The organism is Kitasatospora sp. NPDC085879, assembly GCF_040686255.1.
In the GTDB taxonomy this organism is placed as follows: Bacteria; Actinomycetota; Actinomycetes; order Streptomycetales; family Streptomycetaceae; genus Kitasatospora.
The window spans coordinates 113,843-136,264 of sequence record NZ_JBFBJZ010000020.1 but is presented as its reverse complement, the minus strand read 5'-3'; the positions used below and the strand labels follow the sequence as shown (position 1 = coordinate 136,264).

The following is a 22,422-nucleotide window of genomic DNA, read 5'->3' as shown; positions in this document are numbered from 1 at the left end:
CCGCCCCCCCGTGCCCTGGTGGCACTCCTTCGACTTCGCCCCCGGCCCCAAGACGCTGCGGTTGGCCCCGCCCCGGTTCGGGGCGGTCACCCGCGCGGGTGACCGCCCCGAACCGTGTCCGCCGTCAGCCCGGCAGCTCCCCGGTCGCCGCCGGCCGCGCCGGGTCGCCCGACCACTCGCTCCACGACCCCGGGTACAGCACACCGCCGGTCACTCCGGCGCTCTCCAGCGCCAGCAGCTCGTGCGCGGCCGTCACCCCCGAACCGCAGTACACGCCGAACGGCACCGAGCCGTCCGCGCCGAGCGCCGCGAACCGGGCCACCAGCTCCGCAGCACTCCGGAACCGGCCGTCCGGACCCAGGTTGTCCGTCGTCGGCGCCGACACCGCACCCGGGATGTGGCCCGCCCGTGGATCGACCGGCTCCACCTCACCGCGGTACCGCTCGCCAGCCCGCGCGTCCAGCAGCACGCCCTTGCGCGCCAGCTCCGCCGCCCCGTCCGCGTCCACCGTCGGCAGCGCACCCGGCGCCGGCGCGAAATCCCCCGCCTCGTCCGCCGGACGCTCCGTCGACACCGCCAGCCCGGCCGCCCGCCACGCGGCCAGCCCGCCGTCCAGCACCCGCACCTCGCCGTGCCCCGCCCAGCGCAGCAGCCACCACGCGCGCGCGGCCGACGTCGCAGGCCCCGCGTCGTACACCACCACCGGACGGGCCGCCGACACCCCGGCCCGGCGCAGCGCCGCCCCCAGCACCGCCGGATCCGGCAGCGGATGGCGGCCGGCCCGGCCGGGCGGCGCGGCCAGCTCGGCGTCCAGGTCGACGTAGTGCGCACCGGGCAGGTGCCCGGCCGCGTACTCCCCGGCACCGGGCGGACCACCCAACTGCCAGCGGACATCGAGCAGAACGGGCGGCCGCGGACCGGCCAGGGCCGCGGCGAGCTCGTCGACGGGAATCAGCGGGGACGTGGAAGTCATACCCGCCATTGTGGCAAGACCGGCGCCCTCCGACGCTCCGTCAGCCCTCGAACGGCAGCACGTCCGGGGAGAGCACCGACGCCCGGGCCGTCGCCGCCGTCAGCCGGCGCCGGTGGTGGCGGCGGCACAGCACCTCGTAGCCGATCTGGTCCTCCGAGACCGCGACGTCCCCGACCACCACCTGCGCACCCTCGACGACCATCACCCCGCCGACCGTCCGCGCGTTGTGCGTCGCCCGCGCCCCGCACCAGCAGAGCGCCTCCACCTGCAGCACCTCGACCCGGTCCGCCAGCTCGATCAGCCGCTGCGACCCGGGGAACAGCCGCGTCCGGAAGTCCGTCGTGATGCCGAACGTGTAGACGTCGATACCGAGCTCGTCCACCACCCGGGCCAGCTGATCGATCTGCTCCGCCGAGAAGAACTGCGCCTCGTCGCAGATCAGGTAGTCCGCCTTGCCCCCCGCCGACAGCAGGTGCACCACGTGCGCCTGGAAGTCGAAGTCGTCGGCGACCTCCACCGCGTCCGCGCGCAGCCCCAGCCGACTGGAGATCGTCGCCGTCCCCGCCCGGTCGTGCCGGGTGAAGATGATGCCCTGGCGGCCGCGCGCCGCGTGGTTGTGATCCATCTGCAGCGCCAGCGTCGACTTGCCGCAGTCCATCGTGCCCGAGAAGAACACCAGTTCAGCCATGGGTGGGACAAGGGCCTTTCGATCGGGGGAAGAACGGTGCGGACAGCATCAGGTACGGACGTCGAGCAGCGGCACCAGCTGCTCCACCGCGGTCATCGACCCGTGCAGGCCGACCATCGAGGACTCCCCCGGCTCCTTGCGCGACGCGACCACCGCGATGTCGTCCCGCGCCGCCGCCACCACATCGCCGATCCGCGGCAGCACCCGCTCGTCCACCACCGGACCGAACCAGCCGGCCGCCACCGCCTGCTCCCGCGTCGCCACCCACATCCGGTCGCCCAGGACCTCGCTCCACACCGCGTGGACGTCCGCCGCCGCACCCGGCACCGCGTACACGTGCCGGGCCCGGCCCTCGCCGCCCAGCAGCGCCACCCCCGCGGACAGCTCCCAGTCCTCGTCGAAGTCGACCCGGTCCTCCGGCGCGATGTCGATCATGCCGTGGTCCGCCGTCACGTACAGCGCCGACCGCGGCGGCAACTGCTCCGCCAGCCGCTTCACCAGCCGGTCCACCGTGTTCAGCGTCATCCGCCACTCGTCCGAGTCCACCCCGAACCGGTGCCCCGCCCCGTCCAGCTCGCTCACGTACGTGTACACCAGCGCCCGGTCGTGCTCCGCCAGCCAGCTCGCCGCCAGATCCATCCGCTCCTCGCCGGTCGTCCGGCCCAGGAACGTCCCCCCCGACAGCGCCACCTGCGTCAGCGGCGTCTGCGCGAACAACGGCGACGACACCTGCGCCGTCGCCACACCCGCCCGCGAAACCCGGTCGAACACCGTCGGATGCGGCTGCCACTCCCGCGGCGGCACCGGCGGCACCCACCGCAACTGGTTCATCAGCTCGTTCCGGCCCGGCACCCGCACCGTGTACCCGGCCAGCCCGTGCACCCCCGGCGTCAGCCCCGTCCCCACCGACGCCAACGACGTCGCCGTCGTCGACGGGAACCCCGAGGTGATCGGACTCGCCCCCGCCGACAGCGAGGTCAGGAAGGGCGCGTACTCCGGATGCCGGCGGACCAGCTCCCAGCCCATCCCGTCCACCAGGAACACGCACACCCGGTCCGCCGGCTCCAGGAGCAGCCCGCTCTCGAAGCCGGGCACACCAAGACCCGCCGCCACCGCGGGCAGCAGGTCCGCCAACGAACCGCAGCCGTACGCCGGAGCCGGAGCGTCCGAAGGATCAAGAATCTCGAAAGCGTCGTAACCGAGCATGCGTGACGGCGGCCTCAGACCCGGGTGGCCATCGTCGCCTCGGACAGCGCCCGCGCGAACACCAGCGCCTGTGCGACCGTCTCCGGGCCGTCACCCGCCTCCGACACCCGCAGCGACAGGTCGTCCGCCGTCGCCGAACCCGTGTACCCGTGGTCCGCGTCGCAGTTCGGATCCGAACAGCCGGCCGGCTCCAGATCCAGCCGCTGCACCGCACCCCAGCCGATGGTCAGCACCACCTCGCGCGGCAGCGTCCCCGGCGTGTACGTCTCCGGATTCGCCACCATGCGGCTCACCACGACCGAATTGATCCGGTCCAGGCGGACACACTCGGTCGACGTCGTCGCGTACGGCACCGGAGTCGCCGCATCACCGTTCTGCTCGTCCGTGTGGCTCACCACGAAACGCGACGGGGTGAGCACCAGCACCGTCACGTGCCGGCGCACCTCGTTCGCGTCGAATGTCGTCTCCTGGTGCACCAGGTAGGAGCTGATCGGCTCAGGGCCCACCGCGGACTCCACGGCCTCGGACACCAGGGCCGGGTAGTAGCCGCTGCGCTCGATCGCCGACCGCAGGTCCTGCGTGGTGGTGGTACCGGTCTTGGCCATGTCTCCATCCTGGCATGTCCCGCCGACGAAGCGGGCGGCACTGCGCCAAGCTTCCGGACCCGCTTGCCGGGCCCGCCCTGCGGGGGCTGGTCAGCGCCGCCGAGCGGCGCAGCCAAGCAAGGTTACAGGCTGCTCATCGCCCGCGGCCCCAGATCCGTCCGCACCGGCAGCGGCGCGATCCGCACCACCGCCCCCAGCACCGCCAACCCCTGCGGCGCCACCACCACCGGCTCCAGATCCACCGACGCCACCTCCGGCAGATCGTCCACCAGCCGCGACACCCGCAGCAGCAGCTCCTCCAACGCCCTCGTGTCCACCGGATCCGCCCCCCGCCAGCCGAACAGCAGCGGAGCCGCCCGCACCTCCCGGATCAACGCCGCCACGTCCCGGTCCGTCGCCGGCACCAACCGGTGCGCCAGATCACCCAGCAGCTCCGCCGGCGCCCCCGCCAGGCCGAAACTCAGAATCGTGCCCACCGCCGGATCCACCGCCGCACCGATCACCGTGTCCACCCCGCGCGGCGCCAGCTGCTGCACCACCAGCCGCGCCTGCGCCGCCCCGCCCAACAGCGCGTCCAACTCCCGGTGCGCCCGCCGCAGCCCCTCCTCACCGGTCAGGTCCAGCCGCACGCTCCCCAGGTCCGGGCGGTGCCGCAGATGGTCCGCCGTCGCCTTCAACGCCACCGGATACCCCAGCCGCTCCGCCGCCCGCACCGCCGACTCCTCGTCCGGCGCCGGCAGCACCGGCCGCACCACGATCCCGTAGCAGCCCAGCAACGCCTCCGCGTCCGCCTCCGGCAGCGTGAACCGGGCACCCCCCGGCTGCGTCCGCGCCGCCACCGCCAGCCGCGTCCCCAGCGCCGCCTCCACCAGGGCCCGCGCCCGCCCTTCGTCGATCCCCTCCAGCTCCGGGATCCGCGCCGTCCGCTCCGCCTCCGCACTCCACCGCCGCCACCCCGCGTAGTGCACGGCGTTCGCCAGCGCACGCACCGCCCGCTCCGGCGCAGGGAACGACGGGATGCGCGCCGCCCGCAGCCGCTCCGCCAGCCCGCCCAGCGCCAGGTGCGTCAGCAGCAGCGGCTTGCCCAACTCGCGGGCCCGCACCCCGGCGTCCACCAGCGCCGCCGCGATCTCCGGCTCGTCCTCCGGCTCCGCCGCCCCGCCGCCGTGCACCCCGATCGGCGGGATCGCCACCGCGATCACCGCGTCCACCCCCGGATCACCCAGCGCCGTGTCCAGCGCGATCCGGTAGTTCTCCCCCGTCGCCGCCGTCGTCAGATCCACCGGCGACCGCGGCCGCAGCCCGCTCCCCAGACACGCGTCGTACGTCAACAGACCCAGCGAGTCCGAATTGCCCACCACCGCCACCCGGTCCCCCGCCGGCAGCGGCTGCCCCGCCAGCAACTCCCCCGTGTCGAACAGATCGGTGATCGTCTCCACCCGGACCACCCCCGCCTGCCGGAACAGGGCGTCCACCGTCGCGTCCTTCAACCGGCTCGACGCCGGCTGCACCGTGTGCCCCGGCGGCAGGCTCCCCGTGTGCCGCGCCCCCTTCACCACCACCACCGGCTTCGACGCCGCCAACCGCCGCGCGATCCGGGTGAACTTCCGCGGGTTCCCGAACGACTCCATGTACATCAGCACCACCTCGGTGGCGGGGTCCTCCTCCCAGAACTGCAGCATGTCGTTGCCCGACAGGTCCGCCCGGTTCCCCACCGAGGCGAAGGACGACACCCCCAGGCCCCGCCGGTGCGCCGCCTCCAGCAGCGCCACCCCGATCGCCCCCGACTGGCAGAACACCCCGATCGGGCCCCGGGCCGGCAGCACCGGCGCCAGCGAGGCGTTCAGCGGCCGCTCCGGATCGGTCGACACCAGCCCGAACGCGTTCGGGCCGACCACCCGCATCCCCGCCGCGCGCGCCTGCCGCACCAGCGCCCGCTGCCGGTCCCGGCCCTCCGGGCCGGTCTCCGCGTAGCCGGCCGTCACCACCACCAGGCCCTGCACCCCGTGCGCCCCGCAGTCCGCCACCACCCCCGGCACCGCCGCCTCGGGCACCGCCAGCAGCGCCAGGTCCACCGGCCCCGGGATGTCCAGCACCGACCGGTGCACCGCCACCCCGTCCAGCACCGTGCCCGCGGGCGCGCTCCGGTTCACCGCGTACACCTCGCCGTGGAACCCTGCGAGGCTGCGCAGCAGCCCCCGTCCCACCGACTGGGGGTTGCGCGACACCCCCACCACCGCCACCGACCGGGGCGTCAGCAGCCGCTGCACCGAGCGGGCCTCCGCGCGGTGCTCGCGTCCCCGCATGACCGCCAGCGAGGCGGCCGTCGGCTCCAGGTCGAACTCCAGGTGCACCACGCCGTCGGCGAAGCTGCGGTGCTGGGTGTAGCCGGCGTCGGTGAAGACCTTCACCATCTTGCGGTTCTCCGGCAGCACCTCCGCGGTGAACCGGCGGATGCCGCGCTCCTGGGCGACCGCCGCGATGTGCTCCAGCAGCGCCGAGGCGACCCCGCGGCCCTGGTGGGCGTCCTGCACCAGGAAGGCCACCTCGGCGTCCGTGCCTGTGGTCGAGGGGCGGCCCTGCTCGTCGATCCGGTCGTAGCGGACGGTGGCGATGAAGCGGTCCCGCACCACCGCCGCCAGGCCCACCCGGTTCACGTAGTCGTGGTGGGTGAAGCGCCGCACGTCCTTGTCCGACAGCCGCGGGTACGGGGCGAAGAAGCGGAAGTACTTCGACTGGTCGGAGACCTGGCCGTAGAACTCGACCAGGCGGTCCGCGTCGGCCGGGGTGATCGGCCGGATCCGGGCCGCGCCGCCGTCGCGCAGCAGGACGTCCGCCTCCCAGTGCTGCGGGTAGCTGTGCTCGTCGGCCTGACCGGTGCGGGGTGAAGTCCCGGAGTCGTCCACAACCGCCAGGTTATCCGGGAGCGGCCGCGGCGAGCCGCATGGCGGGTGCCGCTCCGGCGGGGCCAAGGTGGGAGTGCGGGGTGCCGCACCGTTCCGGACGTGCGGGGGACGTGCGACACTGGTCTAGACAACTGGCTCCACCCAGCACCACCGAAAGGCACGTCCCATGGCTGAGCGCCGCGTCACCGTCGGTTGGGCCGAAGGCCTCCACGCCCGTCCCGCCTCCATCTTCGTCCGCGCCGTCACCTCCACGGGCGTGCCCGTCACCATCGCCAAGGACGGCGGCAACCCGGTCAACGCCGGCTCCATGCTCGGCCTGCTCGCCCTCGGCGCGGCCGGCGGCGACACCGTCGTCCTCGCCTCCGACGCCGACGGCGCCGACCAGGCACTCGACCGCCTCGCCAAGCTCGTCCAGGAAGGCCTCGACGAGCTCCCCGCGGGCTGATCGCTTAGCGGACACGACGCAGGGGTGCACCACGGCTCACCGCCGGGTGCACCCCTTCTCGTTCTCGTTCCCGGTCGCCGCTAGAACACCGACCAGCCGGTCGCCGTGGTCAGCGCGTCCAGCGCCGCCACCCCCAGCACCGAGTTCCCCGCCGCATCCAGCCCCGGCCCCCACACGCACACCGCGCCCCGGCCCGGCAGCACCGCCAGCACGCCCCCGCCCACGCCGCTCTTCCCCGGCAGGCCCACCCGGTAGGCGAACTCCCCCGCCGCGTCGTACGTCCCGCAGGTCAGCAGCACCGCGTTGATCCGCTTCGCCTCGCTCCGGGTCAGCAGCCGCGAACCGTCCACCCGCAGCCCGTGCCGCGCCAGGAACAGGCCCGCCAGCGCGAGGTCCCGGCAGCTCGCCGCGATCGCGCAGTGCGCGTAGTAGTGCGCCAGCACACTGTCCACCGGGTTCCGCAGATTCCCGTAGCTCGCCATGAAGTGCGCCATCGCCGCGTTCCGGTGGCCGTGCCGCGCCTCCGAGGCCGCGACCGCGTCGTCCGTCGCCACCGCGTCGTTCCCCGACTCCCGCCGCAGGAACTCCCGCACCGCCCCCACCGCGTCACCGGTCAGCTCCAGCAGACGGTCCGTCACCACCAGCGCGCCCGCGTTGATGAACGGATTGCGCGGGATCCCGTGCTCGGTCTCCAGCTGCACCAGCGAATTGAACGGATTCCCGGACGGCTCCCGGCCAACCCCGCGCCACAGCCGCTCGTCGCCCTCCGCGAGCGCCAGCGCCAGCGTGAACAGCTTCGACACCGACTGGATCGAGAACGGCTCCTCCCAGGACCCCACCCCGAACACGCCGCCGTCGACCGTCGCGATCGCCATCCCGAACGCCTCCGGATCGGCCTGCGCCAACGCCGGGATGTAGTCCGCCGGCCGCCCGCGCGCCGGCGCCCCGAGCGCGGTCTCCATCGATTCCCGCAGAAGTCCCTGGTAGTCCACGCGGACATTGTGTCCCCGGCCGCCCGCACCATCCCGCCCGGGTCCGGAATCCGACATTTCGACTTGAGGACAACCACACCATCGGATGATCCGCCGACGAACCGCGGCACTGCGGGCACCGCCGGACAGAGGCTGGCGCCATGACCGGATTCGACCTCGAAAACCCCGACCACGCCTACATGTTCGGCTTCCTCCAGGCCGACGGGCACCTCTACGAAGGCACGCGCAACCGCGGGCGCATCAGCGTGGAGCTGTCGGCCCGCGACACACCGCTGCTGGAGGCCTTCCAGCGTCTCTGCCCCTGGCCGAGCAGCATCCGCCACCGCACCCGTACCACCAACTTCGCCGCCGACCACACCTCGGTCATCTGGACGGCACATGCCCGCGAGTTCCGTGAGCGCCTCGTCGAACCGGGCCTTCCGGCCGGTCGCAAGTCGTTCACCGTGGCACCGCCCGAGCCTCCGTTCGCGGAGCGCGACTACCTGCGCGGCCTGATCGATGCCGACGGGTCGCTGGGGCGCACCGCCCAGGACGTGCCCTTCGTCGGTCTCACCACCGCCAGCGAAGCCTGGATGGGCATCTTCTGCCACTACCCGCGTGAACTGACGGGCACTCGGCGCACGGTGAACCGCAACCGGCGCGACGGCGTCTACAACATCCTTTTCACCAGGGAGGACGCCAGAGCGTTGGCACGTGACCTCTATCCGCCGGGCTGCCTTACCCTCCCCCGGAAGCTGGCCGCGTCCGCAGACGTGGCGAGCTGGGTCCGCCCGGCGGGAATGCGCAGGGCGTGGACACCCGAGGACGACAGGCTGCTGCTCGCAGCCGACACGGCGGCGGCAGCGGCAGTCGTACTCGGCCGGTCCGTCAGCAGTTGCTCGATGCGGCGCTGGCGACTGGCCGGACCGAGGAAGGCCGGGGTGCGCTTCCCGCGCACCCCGGCCTGAACTCAACCCTTCACGCAGACGACCTGCTTGAGGTGGGCGACCACCTCGACCAGGTCGCGCTGCTGGTCCATCACCTTCTCGATGGACTTGTACGCACCGGGGATCTCGTCGACGACGCCCGAGTCCTTGCGGCACTCCACGCCCTTGGTCTGCTCGACCAGGTCGCGCGTGGTGAACCGCTTCTTGGCCGCGGTGCGGCTCATCTTGCGGCCGGCGCCGTGCGAGGCCGAGTTGAACGCGGCGTCGTTGCCGAGACCGCGGACGATGTACGAACCGGTGCCCATCGAGCCCGGGATGATCCCGTAGTCGCCGGAGCCGGCCCGGATCGCACCCTTGCGGGTGACCAACAGGTCGACTCCGTCGTACCGCTCCTCCGCCACGTAGTTGTGGTGGCAGCTGATCATCTGGTCGAAGGCCACCTTCGCCTTCGGGAACTCCCGCCGGACGACGTCCTGGAAGAGCGCCATCATGATCGCGCGGTTGCGCTTCGCGTAGTCCTGCGCCCAGAAGAGGTCCTGGCGGTAGGCGTTCATCTGCGGGGTGTCCGCGATGAACACCGCGAGGTCGCGGTCGATCAGGCCCTGGTTGTGCGGCAGCGACCGGGCGACGCCCATGTGGTGCTCGGCGAGCTCCTTGCCGATGTTGCGCGAACCGGAGTGCAGCATCAGCCAGACCACACCGGTCTCATCGACACATACCTCTATAAAATGATTACCGGATCCGAGCGAACCCATCTGCTGCGCCGCCCGCTCGCGCTTCCAGAGGACCTCGGGCGCGATGCCGTCGAAGCCGTCCCAGAAGCGGTCCCAGCCGCCGGTCGCCAGGCCGTGCAGCTTGCCCGGGTCGACCGGGTCGGTGTGCAGACCGCGGCCGACCGGGATGGCCTGCTCGATCTTGGAGCGGAGCCGGGACAGGTCGTCCGGCAGGTCCTTCGCGGTGAGCGAGGTCTTGACGGCGGTCATTCCGCAGCCGATGTCGACGCCGACCGCGGCCGGGCAGACGGCCCCCTTCATCGCGATCACGGAGCCGACGGTCGCGCCCTTGCCCAGGTGGACGTCGGGCATGACGGCCAGGCCGTGCAGCCACGGGAGCGAGCTGATGTTGCGCAGCTGCTGCATGGCCTGGCCCTCGACGGTGGCCGGGTCGGTCCACATCCGGATGGGCACGCGGATGCCGGGTACCTCGGTGTACGACATGGTGGTTTCGACCTCCACAGGTCGGCTGTTTCCAGCGTAGGACGGGTGCCGCGCGTTGAGTCCCGGTGCGGCTCGGGGAAGTGTGGGGGCCGCGCTCAGGCGGCGGTACAACCGGGGAACGGTCGTGGGGAGCGTCGGTTGTCTCGCTCGACCCGCATGGTGACCGCCTCCTTCCCGGTTGTGTGTGGTGGCCGCGGTGTGCGGCTGCGGGAGTATCTACCCACGCGGGCCGCCGGCGGTGCAATGGATTAAACGCGAGGGCCCGGCGGGGCTGACGCTCCGCCGGGCCCTGGGTGCCACAGGTCAGTTGGCGATCACGGTGACCTCGCCGACGCCGAGGTCGCGGACGCCGTCGCCGATGACGGCGGCGTCACCGACGAGCACGGTGACCAGGCGGTCGGGCGGGAAGGCGGCGACGACGGCCTCGGTGGCGGACTCGGTGCCGAGTTCGGCGAGCTGCCGGTAGACCTCGGCCTGGTAGCCGTCGGGCAGGTACTGCTCGACCTGGTCGGCGAGGGTGGCGGCGACCGAGCCGGCCGTCTCGTACTTGAGCGGGGCGACGCCGACGAGGAACTGCACGGCCTCGTCGCGCTCGGCGTCGGTGAGGCCCTCGGCGGCGAGGGTGCGCAGGATCGTCCAGGTGTCGGCGAGGGCCGGGGCGGTGGACGCGGTGTCGACCGAGCCGCTGATGGCGAGCAGGGCGCGGCCGGAGCCGTCGGCGGCGGAGCGCAGCGGCTGGGCGAAGGCGCGGACGCCGTAGGTGTAGCCCTTCTCCTCGCGCAGGACGCGGTCGAGGCGGGAGGTGAGGGTGCCGCCGAGGCAGTAGGTGCCGAGGATCTGGGCGGCCCAGGTGGGGTCGTGGCGGTCGGGGCCGATGCGGCCGATGAGGAGTTGGGTCTGGACGGACCCGGGCCGGTCGACGATGATCACGCGGCCCTTGTCGTCGGCGGTGACGGGGGCGTGGACGGCCTGGTCGGCGGTGTCGGCGGTCCAGGTGCCGAGGGTGCTTTCGAGGAGGGTGGGGAGGTCGGTGCCGGTGAGGTCGCCGACGACGACGGCGGTGGTGGTGCCGGGCCGGACGTGGGCCCGGTAGAAGGCGTCGACGGCGGCGCGGTCGATGGTGCGGACGGTGTCGGCGGTGCCGCTGCGGGGGCGGGAGAGCCGGTCGGTGGCGTCGAAGAGGGCCGCGTAGAGGGCCTTGGCGGCGCGCCGGGCGGGGTTGGCGAGTTCGTGGGTGATCTCGTCGAGGCGGTTGGCGACGAGTCGTTCGATCTCGTCCTCGGGGAGGGCGGGGGCGCGGAGGGCGTCGGCGAGGAGGGTGAGGCCGCGTTCGAGTCGGGAGGCGGGGACTTCGAGGCTGACGCGGATGGCGGGGTGGTCGGCGTGGGCGTCGAGGGTGGCGCCGGCGCGTTCGAGTTCGGCGGCGAATTCCTCGGCGGTGTGGTGCTCGGTGCCTTCGTTGAGGGCGCGGGCGAGGATGTTGGCGACGCCGTCGAGGCCGGTGGGTTCGGCGGCGAGCGGGGCGTCGAGGACGAGGTCGACGGCGACGAGCTGCTGGCCGGGGCGGTGGCAGTGCAGGACGGTGATGCCGTTGCCGAGGGTGAGCCGCTGGGGCGCCGGGAAGGCCCACGGGGTGGGGGTGCCGGCGGCGGGCTGGGGGTGGAAGGTCATCTGGCTGGTCACGCGGCCGTCTCCTGCTCGGTGGTGTCGTCGGCGTCGGGGCCGGTGGTGGTGGGCTCGTAGACGAGGACGGCCCGGTTCTGCGGGTGGAGGCGGGCCGCGGCGACGGTGCGGACTTCTTCGGCGGTGATGTCGAGGACCTTGGGGAGTGCCTCGTTGACGAGGTTGGGGTCGCCGAAGAGGACGGCGTAGCGGCAGAGTTCGTCGGCGCGGCCGGCGACGGTGGTGAGCCGGTCGAGCCATTCGCGCTCGATCTGGGCCTGGGCGCGTTCGAGTTCTTCGGGGGTGGGGCCTTCGGTGGCGAAGCGGGCGAGTTCTTCGTCGACGGCGGTGTTGATGGCTTCGATGGTGGCGTCGCCGCTGGTTTTGACGTCGAGCCAGCCGAGGCTGGGGGCGCCGGCGAGGCGCAGCAGGCCGAAGCCGGCGGTGACGGCGGTGCGGTCGCGGCGGACGAGCCGGTTGTAGAGGCGGCTGGATTCGCCGGAGCCGAGGATGGTGAGGGCGAGGTCGGCGGCGTCGGCCTCGCGGGTGCCGTCGTGGGGGAGGCGGTAGGCGGCCATGAGGGCGCGGCTGGGGACGTCCTCCTCGACGAGTTCGCGGAGTTCGCTGCCGATGGTGTCGGGGAGGGTGCCGTCGCGCGGGGGCTGCTTGCCGTTGTGGGCGGGGATGGTGCCGAAGTACTTCTCGACCCAGGCGATGGTCTGCTCGGGGTCGAGGTCGCCGACGATGGAGAGGACGGCGTTGTTGGGGGCGTAGTAGGTACGGAAGAAGGTGCGGGCGTCTTCGAGGGTGGCGGCGTCGAGGTCGGCCATGGAGCCGATGGGGGTGTGGTGGTAGGGGTGGCCGTCGGGGAAGCTCAGGGCGGTGAGCTTCTCGAAGGCGGTGCCGTAGGGGACGTTGTCGTAGCGCTGGCGGCGTTCGTTCTTGACGACGTCGCGCTGGTTCTCCATGGACGTGTCGTCGAGGGCGTCGAGGAGGGAGCCCATGCGGTCGGCTTCGAGCCAGAGGGCGAGCTCGAGCTGGTGGGCGGGCATGGTCTCGAAGTAGTTGGTGCGTTCGAAGCTCGTGGTGCCGTTGAGGGAGCCGCCGGCGCCTTGGACGAGTTCGAAGTGGCCGTTGTTGGAGACGTTCCGCGAGCCCTGGAACATGAGGTGTTCGAAGAGGTGGGCGAGGCCGGTGCGGCCCTTGACCTCGTGGCGGGAGCCGACGTCGTACCAGAGGCAGACGGCGGTGACCGGGGTGAGGTGGTCCTCGGAGAGCACCACGCGCAGGCCGTTGGCCAGGCGGTGTTCGGTGATGGCGAGGCCTCGGTGGGAGGCGGGGGCCGGCTGGGCCATGCGCTGTGGGTCCTTCCCTGGTGGTTGTGCAGGTCGGGGGCTGTGTGCGTGTCCCCATTGTGGTGCAACGCGCGGGGGGCCGTGATGTGTCCGCGCAGGGGCGGCGTTCGCCAGGGGCGGACGCGGCGGGGTCGGGGCGGCGGGGCGGGCTGCGGGGTGCGGCAGGGCCTGCGGCGGAGTGCTGCGCGGCGGGCGGCGGGGTGCTGCGCGGCGGGGGTGGGCGTGGCTGTGGGTGGGAGGGTCCACAATGGGGGGCGCCGTGCCCCCTAGGGTTCGACGCGGTGGCCGGTTTCGGTCGCCGTTCGACAGACGCAAGCCCGACACGCAAGGAGCCCCGCCGCGATGGCCCGCCGCAGTTCGCCCACTCCGCCGCCCGGTGACTTCGAGGAGCGGATTCTCGATGTCGATGTGGTGGACGAGATGCAGGGCTCGTTCCTGGAGTACGCGTATTCGGTGATCTACTCGCGGGCGCTGCCGGACGCACGGGACGGCTTGAAGCCGGTGCACCGGCGGATCCTGTACCAGGCCAACGAGATGGGCCTGCGGCCGGAGCGCGGCCATGTGAAGTGCGCCCGCCTGGTGGGCGAGGTGATGGGCCGGCTGCACCCGCACGGTGATGCGTCGATCTACGACTCCGTGGTGCGCATGGCGCAGCCGTTCTCGATGCGGCTGCCGTTGATCGACGGGCACGGGAACTTCGGTTCGCTGGGCAACGACGATCCGCCGGCGGCGATGCGGTACACGGAGTCGCGGCTGACGGCGGCGTCGATGTCGATGGTGGAGTCGATCCACGAGGACACGGTCGACTTCGGTCCGAACTACGACGGCAGTGAGCAGGAGCCGCAGGTTCTGCCGTCGGCGTTCCCGAATCTGCTGGTGAACGGCGCGTCGGGGATCGCGGTGGGTATGGCGACGAACATGCCGCCGCACAATCTGGCGGAGGTGGTGGCGGCCGCCAGGCATCTGATCAAGCACCCGAACGCGGATCTGGACACGCTGATGCGGTTCGTGCCGGGTCCGGACCTGCCGACGGGCGGGCGGATCGTGGGTCTGTCCGGGATCCGGGACGCGTACGCGAACGGCCGGGGGACGTTCAAGATCCGGGCGACGACGACGATCGAGAGTGTGTCGGCGCGCCGCAAGGGGATCGTGGTCACCGAGCTGCCGTACAGCGTGGGCCCGGAGAAGGTGATCGCGAAGATCAAGGATCTGGTCAACGCGAAGAAGCTGCAGGGCATCGCGGACGTCAAGGACCTGACGGACCGTGAGAACGGTCTTCGCCTGGTGATCGAGGTGAAGAACGGGTTCGTGCCGGAGGCGCTGCTGGAGCAGCTGTTCAAGTTGACGCCGATGGAGGAGACCTTCGGTATCAACAATGTGGCGCTGGTGGACGGTCAGCCGTTGACGCTGGGTCTGAAGGAGCTGCTGGAGGTCTACGTCGACCACCGTTTCGAGGTGGTGCGTCGGCGCAGTGACTTCCGGCGGCGCAAGCGCCAGGAGCGGCTGCACCTGGTCGAGGGCCTGCTGGTGGCGCTGGTCGACATCGACGAGGTGATCGCGCTCATCCGGTCGAGCGACAACGCGGCGCAGGCGAAGGAGCGGCTGATCGAGCGCTTCTCGCTGTCGGAGGTGCAGACGGCGTACATCCTGGACACTCCGCTGCGGCGGCTGACCCGGTTCGACCGGGTGGAGCTGGAGGACGAGCAGCGGAAGCTGACGGCGGAGATCGCGGAGCTGACGGAGATCCTGGAGTCGGATTCGCGGCTGCGCAGTGTGGTGTCGTCGGAGCTGGGCGCGGTGTCGAAGCAGTTCGGGACGGCGCGGCGGACGGTGCTGCTGGAGGCGGGGGCGGTGCCGAGTGCGGCGCTGTCGGTGCCGCTGGAGGTGGCTGACGATCCGTGCCGGGTGCTGCTGTCGTCGACGGGCCTGCTGGTGCGGACGCCGGACGCCGCGTCGGTGGCGGTGTCGGAGCAGCGGGCGAAGCACGATGTGGTCGTGTCTGCGGTGGCTGCGACGGCGCGGGCGGACGTGGGTGTGGTGACGTCGGCGGGCCGGGTGCTGCGGCTGCCGGTGATCGATCTGCCGCAGTTGCCGCCGGGTGGTGCGTCGTCGCTGGCCGGGGGTGCGGCGGTGTCGGAGTTCCTGCGGCTGGAGGCCGGGGAGCGGGCGCTGGCGTTGACGACCCTGGACGAGTCGTCGCCGGGTCTGGCGCTGGGCACGGTGCAGGGCGTGGTGAAGCGTGTGGTGCCGGAGTGGCCGGCGAACAAGGACGAGTTCGAGGTGATCGCCCTCCGGGAGGGTGACGAGGTCGTCGGCGCGGTGGAGTTGGCGACGGGTGAGGAGGACCTGGTCTTCATCACCTCGGATGCGCAGCTGCTGCGGTATCCGGCGGGTCAGGTGCGGCCGCAGGGTCGTCCGGCCGGCGGTATGGCGGGTGTGAAGGTGTCGGACGGGGCCCGGGTGCTGTCGTTCACGGCGGTGGATCCGGCCGCGGACGCGGTGGTGCTGTCGGTGGCGGCGGCGTCGGGGACGCTGTCGGGCGGTGAGCAGACGACGTGGAAGATGACGCCGTTCGAGCTGTATCCGCGCAAGGGCCGGGCGACGGGCGGTGTGCGCTGCCAGCGGTTCCTGCGGGGCGAGGATGTGCTGGCGTTCGCGTGGGCGGGTGCGGCTCCGGCGCTGGCGGCCGCGGCGAACGGTTCGCCGGTGGAGCTGCCGGAGCGTGATCCGCGCCGGGACGGTTCGGGTTCGCCGGTGACGGCGCAGGTCGCGACCGTGGGCGGCCGGCTGTAGGGCCGGTTTTCGGGTGACGGGGGTGCTGCTGCGGCGGCGCCCCCGTTTCCGTTGGTGCGGGGGGTTCGCGGGGTTGCCGGGGAGGGGGTCGCAGCGCGGCCGGGGAGGGGGGTTCGCGGGGCGGCCGGGGTGGGGGTCGCAGCGCGGCCGGGGAGGGGGGTTCGCGGGGCGGCCGGGGTGGGGGTCGGCCACCGTGGCGGGCGGGGGTGGCGAGGGTAGGCTTGCCTGGGTGAGCACCTGCGCGACTCTGTCGCTGGAACTGTCCGAGCCGTTGGCCGCGACCGCGGCGACGGCCTCGACCTGGCTGCTGGTTGAGCAGGCCGGGCCGTGGGGGGCGAAGGCGCTGCTGGAGAGCCATCTGGACACCGCGGTGGGGGCGGCGTTGGAGGCGGCCGCGGCGGGGTCGGGGGTGCGGGTGGCGCTGGTGCGCAGCCCGGGTCGTCATGCGGATGCCCGGCCCGACGCGCGGCACCAGGTGGTCGTGGCGCACACGGTGCCCGGCCGGTCGTGGGTGCGGCGCTGGTCGGTGGCGGATCCGGCGGAGCTCCTGGGTCTGGATTTCGCGGCGCTGGGTGCGGGGGTGCACGGCGGTCTGGGGGTGGAGCACGACGGCGGCCCGATCGCGCTGGTGTGCACGAACGGCCGTCGGGACCGGTGTTGTGCGCTGCTGGGGCGGCCGTTGGCGGCGGAGTTGGCGGCGTCGGGTGTGGGCGAGGTGTGGGAGGTGACGCATCTGGGCGGTCACCGTTTCTCGCCGACGATGCTGGTGCTGCCGTTCGGGTACGCGTACGGGCGGTTGTCGGGGGCGGCGGCGAAGGAGGTGCTGGCGTCGACGGCGGCGGGGCACACGGTGCCGGAGTTCTCGCGGGGCCGGTCGTGCTGGGGGCGTCCGGGTCAGGCGGCGGAGCACGCGGTGCGTCTCGCGGTGGGTGAGACGTCGGCGGAGGTGCTGTCGGTGCGTCAGTCGGTGGTGGACGGCGGCTGGTCGGTGGAGGTGTCGCACGTGGACGGCCGGCGCTGGCGGGTGCCGGTGGTGGAGGGGGTGTCGGCGCCGCCGCGTCCGGAGAGTTGCGGGAAGGCGGCGGGGACGCCGTCGCGGATGGTCGCGGGGCCGGTGGAACGGCTGTGACGGCCCCGCGCCCGCTGTCCGGGAGGGCGGGGGGCCGTCACAGGTCGGGGGTGGGTCAGCCCTTGGCGGCCTTGGTGACGAATTCGGTGGTGTAGGTCTTGGCGAGGTCGATGCTCGCCTCCTTGCCCTTGACGTCGGGGTGGAAGGCGCCGAGGACGGCGAGGACGGTCTTCGGGCCGTCGGCGGGCATGACGCCGTCGGTGGTGAACATGGGCAGGGTGGCCTTGATGGCGGCCGCGTACTGCTCGGCGCCGCCCTGGGCGTAGTCGGCGGGCATCTTCGCGGCGATCTCCTCGGGGGTGTGGGTGTTCATCCACGTGAGGGTCTTGACGAAGGCGTTGGCGAGCTTCTGCACGGTGTCCTTGTTGCTGTTCACCCAGGCGGTGTTCATGTACAGCGAGGACGAGGGGTAGAGGCCGCCGAGGGCGGCCTTGGAGCCCTCGGGGGTGCGCATGTCGAAGAGGACGGTGCCGATGTTCTTGGCGAGGATGTTGGCGACGGTGGGGTCGGTGGTCATGCCGGCGTCGATGGAGCCCTGCTGCATGGCGGCGATGAAGGTCTGGCCGGCGCCGACGGCGATGGGGCTGAACTGGCTGGTGTCGACGCCGTTCTTGACGGCGAGGTACTTGGTGAGGAAGTCGGTGGAGGAGCCGATGCTGGTGACGCCGAGCTTGCGGCCCTTGAAGTCGGCGCCGCTCTTGATGGCTCCGGCCTGCTTGGCGGAGACGACCTCGACCTCGCCGGGGGCCTGGGAGAACTGGACGACGGATTCGACGCTCTTGCCCTTGGCCTGCAGGTCGATGGTGTGGTCGTAGAAGCCGACGGCGCCCTGGACGTCTCCGGCGAGGAGAGCGGTGGTGGCGTTGACGCCGGCGGGTTCGCTCATCAGCTCGACGTTGACGCCGGCCTCGGCGAAGTAGCCGAGCCGCTGGGTGAGCATGGCGGGCATGTAGATGACCTTGTCGAGGCCGCCGACCATGATCTTGACCTTGGGGCCTTCGACGGTGGGCCCGGCGGGGGCGGCGCCGTTGTGGGAGGTGGAGGCGGCGTCGTTGGCGCAGGCGGTCAGGGGCAGGAGGAGGGCGGCGGCGAGGGCGGCGGCGGCGGTTCTGCGCATGGGTGGGGGCCTTCCTTGGTGCGCGGAGAGGTGGGGGCGGGGGGTGCCGGGGCGGTACGGGAGGGGCGGGGGTCAGCGGCCGTCGCCGGAGTCGGCGGGCTTCCAGCGGAAGAGCCGCTTCTCGGCGAAGGTCAGCAGGCCCTCGGTGAACAGGGCGACGACGGCGAGGATGGTCATCGCGGCGTAGACGCCGGCGGCGTTGAAGGTGCCCTGGGCGGCGGCGACCATCAGGCCGAGGCCCTTGGTGGCGCCGATGTACTCGCCGACGATGGCGCCGATGAGGGCGAAGCCGAAGCTGACGTGCAGGCTGGTGAAGATCCAGGTGGTGGCGGCGGGGATGACGACCTGCAGGGTGACCTTGCGGTTGTCCGCGCCGAGGATGCGGGCGTTGGCGACGAGGTTGCGGTCGACCTCGCGGGCCCCCTGGAAGGCGTTGAAGAACACCGGGAAGAACACCAGGACGACGGCGGAGGCGACCTTGGAGGCCGGGCCGAGGCCGAACCAGATGAGGAAGATCGGCGCGAGGACGATCCGCGGGATGGCGTTGAGGACCTTGATGTAGGGCCCGAACACGTCGGCGAGGAACCGGATCCGGCCGAGGGCGATGCCGAGCATGACGCCTGCGACGACGCCGATCACCCAGCCGCTGAGCGCCTCGTACAGCGTGTAGCCGATCTGTTCACCGAGCGATCCCTGGGCGGTGCCGTGGGTGATCCACTGCCAGATCTGCGCCCAGATCTTCGACGGCTGGGAGAAGTTGAACGGGTCGATGACGCCGGTGCGGGCGCAGACCTCCCACAGGCCGAGGAAGGCGGCGAGGACGCCGGCCCGGGCGGCGTACACGGTGTTGCGGCGGTTGCGGGCGGCGCGTTCGCGGACCTCGCTGCGGGAGGCGGCGGGGGCGGCCTGCGGCACGGCGGCGGGGGCGGTCTCAAGCGGCACGACCCGCTCCTCTCTCACGGGTGATGCGGACTTCCTCGCCGAGGGAGGCCCAGATCTCGCGGTACAGCTCGACGAAGCGGGGCTCCAGGCGGACGGCCTCGACGGTGCGCGGCCGGGGCAGGTCGACGGTGAAGACCTCCTTGACGGTGGCCGGGCCCGCGGTCATGACGACGACCCGGTCGGCGAGGGCGATGGCCTCGTCGAGGTCGTGGGTGACGAAGACGACGGAGGAGCCGGTGCCCGCCCACAGGTCGAGCAGCTGGTCGGACATCAGGGCCCGGGTCTGCACGTCGAGCGCGGAGAACGGCTCGTCCATGAGCAGGATCTTCGGGTCGTTGACGAAGGTCTGGGCGAGGGCGACGCGCTTGCGCATGCCGCCGGACAGCTGGTGCGGGTAGCGGTCCTCGAAGGCGCCGAGGCCGACCCGGGCCAGCCAGTCGCGGGCCCTCTCGCGGGCCTCGTCGGCGGGCACGCCGCGGAAGCGCGGGCCGGCGGTGACGTTGGAGAGCACGGTGCGCCACGGGAAGACGGCGTCCTGCTGGAAGACGAAGCCGACGTGCGGGTTGATCCCGTCGACGTGCTCGCCGTGGACCTTCACCTCGCCCTCGGTGGGCTCCTCCAGGCCGCTGACCAGGGTCAGGGTGGTGGACTTGCCGCAGCCGGTGGGGCCGACGACGGCGACGAACTCGCCGGGGGCGACGGTCAGGTCGAGGTCCCGGACGGCGGTGTGCAGGGTGCCGGACGGCGTCCGGAAGCGTTTGGTCGCCCCGGTCAACTCGATCGCCGGGACGGCGCCGGCCTTGTGCGGGCTCACGTGAACCACCTACCTCCTCGGCCGGCGTCGTCGCCGGCTCGGTGCTGTGCTCCGGGACGGTACGAGCGGCGGGGCGGGCGGCGGGAGGCTTGCGGGCTTATCGCGGCTTTGTCGCGTTGAGGGGTGTTCTGCTCGTTCTGCTTCCGCTACAACGGCTGGGCGGGGCTGGCACGAAACACGGGCGAAACGTAGGGTGACCGTCCACCCCGCCCCCGCTGAGCACGGAAGGAGCCCGCGATGAGGCGTCCGCACTGGCCGCGCCGGGTCTTCGCGCAGCTGCTGCTCAGCCAGACCGTGGTGACCGTGGGTGTCACCGCGGTGACGGCGGGCCTGTTCCTCGCCCCGGTCAGCCGGGAGCTGGACCGGGACGCGATGCAGCGGGCGCTGTCGATCGCGAAGGTCACCGCCGCCGACGAGTCGCTCGCCCGGGCGGCCGCCACCCGGGACTCGGCGACCGCGCAGCGCAATGCCGAGCAGATCCGGCTGGCGACCGGGGCGAGCTTCGTGGTGATCACCGACTCGGCGGGGATCCGGCTCTCGCACACGGATCCGGCGCGGATCGGCCAGCGGGTGTCCACCGACCCGGAGCCGGCGCTGCGCGGCGAGTCGGTCACCGCGATCCAGGACGGCACGCTGGGCCGCACCGCCCGCGGCAAGGTGCCGCTGCGGCTCGCGGACGGCCGGATCGTCGGCGAGGTGTCGGTCGGGATCAGCGACGACTCGATCCGCCGCCGGCTGCTGTCGCTGGCGAACGGCATCCTGCTGTGCGCGGGCGCGGGCCTGGCCGCCGGGCTGGCGGCGACGCTGCTGCTCGCCCGCGGGCTGAAGCGGCGCACCCACAACATCGCCGTCGCCGACATCTCCGCGCTGCTGGTGGAGCGGGAGGCGATGCTGCACGGCATCCGCGAGGGCATGGTGGCGGTGGACGGGGCGGGCCGGATCCGGCTGGCCAACGACGAGGCGCTGCGGCTGCTGGCCCTACCGGAGGACTGCACCGGCCGCACGGTGGACGCGCTGCTGCCGCCGGGCCGGCTGGCGGACGTGCTGACCGGGCGGATCACCGGCACCGACCTGCCCGCGGTGCGGGACGACCGGGTGCTGGTGGTGAACCGGATGGCCACGGCGGACGGCGGCGCCGTCACCACCCTCCGGGACCGCACCGAACTCGAGTCGCTGGTCCGCGAGTTGGACAACACCCGGAGCCTCACCGAGGCGCTGCGGGCGCAGGACCACGAACACGCCAACCGGATGCACACCCTGCTGGGCCTGCTGGAACTCGGCCGGCACGAGCAGGCCGCGGCGTTCATCTCCGAGCAGTCCGGCTCGCACTCGGCGCTGACCGCCCGGATCACCGAGCAGGTGCAGGACCCGCACGTCGGCGCGCTGCTGGCGGGCAAGGCGGCGGTCGCCGCCGAACGGGGCGTCGACCTGGCGGTCACCGCGGACAGCCACCTGCCGGACGCCGCCGTCGACTCCCGGGCCCTGGTCACCGTGGTCGGCAACCTGGTCGACAACGCGCTGGACGCGATCGGGTCCGGTCCGGGCGCGGTGGACGTGCGGCTGCGGCCGGTCGGCGCGACCCTGCTGGTCGAGGTCGGCGACAGCGGCCCCGGGATCCCCGAGGAGCTGCGGACGCTGGTCTTCGAGGAGGGCTTCACCAGCAAGGACGCCCCGGCGCACCGGCCGCGCGGGCTGGGCCTGGCCCTGGTCGGCCGGGTGGTGGAGCGGTCCGGCGGCCGGCTCGCGGTCGGCACCGGCCCGCGCGGCGGCGCCCGGTTCACGGTGGAACTGCCCGAGGCCCTGCACCCGGCGGAGACGGCATGATCGACGTACTGGTGGTGGACGACGACTTCCGGGTCGCCGAGGTGCACGCGGCGTACGTCGCCAAGGTGCCCGGCTTCCGGGTCACCGGGCGGGCGCACAGCGCCGCCGAGGCCCTCGCCAGCCTGGAACGCTCCCCCGTCGATCTGGTGCTGCTCGACCACCACCTGCCGGACGAGACCGGGCTGGCACTCGTCCGGCGGCTGCGCGAGGGCGGCATCGGCTGCGACGTCATGATGGTCACCGCCGCGCGGGACGTGACCACGGTGCACGCGGCGATGCAGCACGGCGCACTGCAGTACCTGGTCAAGCCGTTCACCTTCGCCGGGCTGCGGGAGAAGCTCACCGGGTACGCCGAGCTGAGGCACGCCCTGGCCGGGGCGGGCACCAGGGAGGCCGGCCAGGACGAGGTCGACCGGATGTTCTCGGCGCTGCGGAGCGCCGCCTCCCCGGCCGCCCTGCCGAAGGGCCACTCGGCCCCGACCACCGATCTGGTGCTCGGGGCGATGCGGCGCGCCGGGCAGCCGCTGTCCGCCCAGGAGGTGGCGGACGCCACCGGGCTGTCGCGCTCGACCGCGCAGCGGTACCTGAAGCAGCTGGCCCGGGACGGGCGGCTGCGGCTGAGCCTGCGGTACGGCGACACGGGCCGGCCCGAGCACCGGTACGGGCTGGCCGGGCGGTAGCGCGGGCGCCGGGAAGGCGCCCGGCGCGGACGCCGGCCGGGGGCCGGCCGGTGCGGCCGGTCTGTCGCGGGGGTGGCCTGCCGCGGCCCGCAGGGTCTCCCATGCCGTTGGCGCGGCGGCCTTCTGACGTTCGGTCATTTGTCGGGCA

The 22,422-nt window shown here is 72.9% G+C and carries 18 protein-coding genes; 6 read left to right on the top strand and 12 right to left on the bottom strand.

Going from position 1 to position 22,422, the window contains the following annotated elements; all coding sequences use genetic code 11:
* Positions 1 to 124: 124 nt before the first annotated feature.
* The 5 genes from AB0P35_RS17750 to AB0P35_RS17730 all read right to left on the bottom strand — a co-directional run bounded on the left by AB0P35_RS17750 (position 125) and on the right by AB0P35_RS17730 (position 6,378).
* A complete protein-coding gene (locus tag AB0P35_RS17750; RefSeq protein WP_363511603.1) occupies positions 125 to 973 on the bottom strand; it encodes a sulfurtransferase in 849 nt (282 codons plus the stop codon).
* A 40-nt stretch (positions 974 to 1,013) separates the two neighbouring features.
* A complete protein-coding gene (locus AB0P35_RS17745; RefSeq protein ID WP_095872857.1) occupies positions 1,014 to 1,661 on the bottom strand; it encodes a thymidine kinase in 648 nt (215 codons plus the stop codon).
* Between the two features lie 48 nt (positions 1,662 to 1,709).
* Positions 1,710 to 2,867: a nucleotide pyrophosphatase/phosphodiesterase family protein gene (locus AB0P35_RS17740; protein WP_363511601.1), complete on the bottom strand. Its 1,158-nt coding sequence runs from the start codon at positions 2,865 to 2,867 to the stop codon at positions 1,710 to 1,712.
* A 14-nt stretch (positions 2,868 to 2,881) separates the two neighbouring features.
* Positions 2,882 to 3,472 (bottom strand): DUF5998 family protein, encoded by a 591-nt coding sequence (locus AB0P35_RS17735; RefSeq protein ID WP_095872859.1) that lies wholly within the window; start codon positions 3,470 to 3,472, stop codon positions 2,882 to 2,884.
* 122 nt (positions 3,473 to 3,594) lie between these two features.
* Entirely contained in the window at positions 3,595 to 6,378 is a 2,784-nt protein-coding gene (locus tag AB0P35_RS17730; protein WP_363511599.1) for a GNAT family N-acetyltransferase, read from the bottom strand.
* A gap of 166 nt (positions 6,379 to 6,544) precedes the next feature.
* Here AB0P35_RS17730 and AB0P35_RS17725 point away from each other — a divergent pair, with 166 nt between their 5' ends.
* Positions 6,545 to 6,823, top strand: a complete 279-nt coding sequence (locus AB0P35_RS17725; RefSeq protein ID WP_363511597.1) for an HPr family phosphocarrier protein — start codon at positions 6,545 to 6,547, stop codon at positions 6,821 to 6,823.
* A gap of 80 nt (positions 6,824 to 6,903) precedes the next feature.
* On the opposite strand, the gene AB0P35_RS17720 is transcribed toward AB0P35_RS17725, so the two are convergent.
* Positions 6,904 to 7,785, bottom strand: coding sequence for a glutaminase (locus tag AB0P35_RS17720; protein ID WP_363511612.1), 882 nt, complete (start codon positions 7,783 to 7,785; stop codon positions 6,904 to 6,906).
* Positions 7,786 to 7,955: 170 nt separating this feature from the next.
* Between AB0P35_RS17720 and AB0P35_RS17715 the strand changes: the two genes are divergently transcribed.
* Positions 7,956 to 8,762 carry an LAGLIDADG family homing endonuclease gene (locus tag AB0P35_RS17715; RefSeq protein ID WP_363511595.1) on the top strand — a complete coding sequence of 269 codons (807 nt, stop codon included), beginning with the start codon at positions 7,956 to 7,958 and terminating at the stop codon, positions 8,760 to 8,762.
* Between the two features lie 2 nt (positions 8,763 to 8,764).
* On the opposite strand, the gene AB0P35_RS17710 is transcribed toward AB0P35_RS17715, so the two are convergent.
* From AB0P35_RS17710 to AB0P35_RS17700, 3 genes are all read right to left on the bottom strand, one after another.
* Positions 8,765 to 9,958: an RtcB family protein gene (locus tag AB0P35_RS17710; RefSeq protein ID WP_363511593.1), complete on the bottom strand. Its 1,194-nt coding sequence runs from the start codon at positions 9,956 to 9,958 to the stop codon at positions 8,765 to 8,767.
* Between the two features lie 303 nt (positions 9,959 to 10,261).
* Positions 10,262 to 11,641, bottom strand: a complete 1,380-nt coding sequence (locus AB0P35_RS17705) for a pitrilysin family protein (RefSeq protein WP_363511591.1) — start codon at positions 11,639 to 11,641, stop codon at positions 10,262 to 10,264.
* Positions 11,638 to 12,975 (bottom strand): pitrilysin family protein, encoded by a 1,338-nt coding sequence (locus AB0P35_RS17700; protein ID WP_363511589.1) that lies wholly within the window; start codon positions 12,973 to 12,975, stop codon positions 11,638 to 11,640. The genes AB0P35_RS17705 and AB0P35_RS17700 overlap by 4 nt, the downstream gene beginning before the upstream one ends.
* Before the next feature lie 342 nt (positions 12,976 to 13,317).
* Between AB0P35_RS17700 and AB0P35_RS17695 the strand changes: the two genes are divergently transcribed.
* Both AB0P35_RS17695 and AB0P35_RS17690 read left to right on the top strand, forming a co-directional pair.
* Positions 13,318 to 15,768, top strand: coding sequence for a DNA topoisomerase IV subunit A (locus AB0P35_RS17695; RefSeq protein WP_363511587.1), 2,451 nt, complete (start codon positions 13,318 to 13,320; stop codon positions 15,766 to 15,768).
* 229 nt (positions 15,769 to 15,997) lie between these two features.
* Entirely contained in the window at positions 15,998 to 16,897 is a 900-nt protein-coding gene (locus AB0P35_RS17690) for a sucrase ferredoxin (protein WP_363511585.1), read from the top strand.
* A 55-nt stretch (positions 16,898 to 16,952) separates the two neighbouring features.
* On the opposite strand, the gene AB0P35_RS17685 is transcribed toward AB0P35_RS17690, so the two are convergent.
* The 3 genes from AB0P35_RS17685 to AB0P35_RS17675 form a co-directional block, all read right to left on the bottom strand.
* A complete protein-coding gene (locus AB0P35_RS17685; RefSeq protein WP_363511583.1) occupies positions 16,953 to 18,014 on the bottom strand; it encodes an ABC transporter substrate-binding protein in 1,062 nt (353 codons plus the stop codon).
* 72 nt (positions 18,015 to 18,086) lie between these two features.
* On the bottom strand, positions 18,087 to 18,956 hold the full coding sequence (locus AB0P35_RS17680) for an ABC transporter permease (RefSeq protein ID WP_363511581.1): 870 nt from the start codon (positions 18,954 to 18,956) through the stop codon (positions 18,087 to 18,089).
* Positions 18,946 to 19,770, bottom strand: coding sequence for an ABC transporter ATP-binding protein (locus AB0P35_RS17675; RefSeq protein ID WP_095872868.1), 825 nt, complete (start codon positions 19,768 to 19,770; stop codon positions 18,946 to 18,948). Before AB0P35_RS17675 ends, AB0P35_RS17680 begins: the two co-directional genes overlap by 11 nt.
* 237 nt (positions 19,771 to 20,007) lie before the next feature.
* Between AB0P35_RS17675 and AB0P35_RS17670 the strand changes: the two genes are divergently transcribed.
* Positions 20,008 to 21,594 (top strand): sensor histidine kinase, encoded by a 1,587-nt coding sequence (locus AB0P35_RS17670; RefSeq protein ID WP_363511579.1) that lies wholly within the window; start codon positions 20,008 to 20,010, stop codon positions 21,592 to 21,594.
* A complete protein-coding gene (locus tag AB0P35_RS17665; RefSeq protein WP_095872870.1) occupies positions 21,591 to 22,274 on the top strand; it encodes a response regulator in 684 nt (227 codons plus the stop codon). The genes AB0P35_RS17670 and AB0P35_RS17665 overlap by 4 nt, the downstream gene beginning before the upstream one ends.
* Positions 22,275 to 22,422: the final 148 nt, after the last annotated feature.

Coding starts and splice junctions, on each gene's coding strand:
- AB0P35_RS17740 (WP_363511601.1), bottom strand. CDS start 2,867: ATGCTCGGTTACGACGCTTTCGAGATTCTTGATCCTTCGGACGCTCCG.
- AB0P35_RS17695 (WP_363511587.1), top strand. CDS start 13,318: ATGGCCCGCCGCAGTTCGCCCACTCCGCCGCCCGGTGACTTCGAGGAG.
- AB0P35_RS17670 (WP_363511579.1), top strand. CDS start 20,008: ATGAGGCGTCCGCACTGGCCGCGCCGGGTCTTCGCGCAGCTGCTGCTC.
- AB0P35_RS17700 (WP_363511589.1), bottom strand. CDS start 12,975: ATGGCCCAGCCGGCCCCCGCCTCCCACCGAGGCCTCGCCATCACCGAA.
- AB0P35_RS17665 (WP_095872870.1), top strand. CDS start 21,591: ATGATCGACGTACTGGTGGTGGACGACGACTTCCGGGTCGCCGAGGTG.
- AB0P35_RS17715 (WP_363511595.1), top strand. CDS start 7,956: ATGACCGGATTCGACCTCGAAAACCCCGACCACGCCTACATGTTCGGC.
- AB0P35_RS17685 (WP_363511583.1), bottom strand. CDS start 18,014: ATGCGCAGAACCGCCGCCGCCGCCCTCGCCGCCGCCCTCCTCCTGCCC.
- AB0P35_RS17750 (WP_363511603.1), bottom strand. CDS start 973: ATGACTTCCACGTCCCCGCTGATTCCCGTCGACGAGCTCGCCGCGGCC.
- AB0P35_RS17745 (WP_095872857.1), bottom strand. CDS start 1,661: ATGGCTGAACTGGTGTTCTTCTCGGGCACGATGGACTGCGGCAAGTCG.
- AB0P35_RS17725 (WP_363511597.1), top strand. CDS start 6,545: ATGGCTGAGCGCCGCGTCACCGTCGGTTGGGCCGAAGGCCTCCACGCC.
- AB0P35_RS17735 (WP_095872859.1), bottom strand. CDS start 3,472: ATGGCCAAGACCGGTACCACCACCACGCAGGACCTGCGGTCGGCGATC.
- AB0P35_RS17720 (WP_363511612.1), bottom strand. CDS start 7,785: ATGGAGACCGCGCTCGGGGCGCCGGCGCGCGGGCGGCCGGCGGACTAC.
- AB0P35_RS17710 (WP_363511593.1), bottom strand. CDS start 9,958: ATGTCGTACACCGAGGTACCCGGCATCCGCGTGCCCATCCGGATGTGG.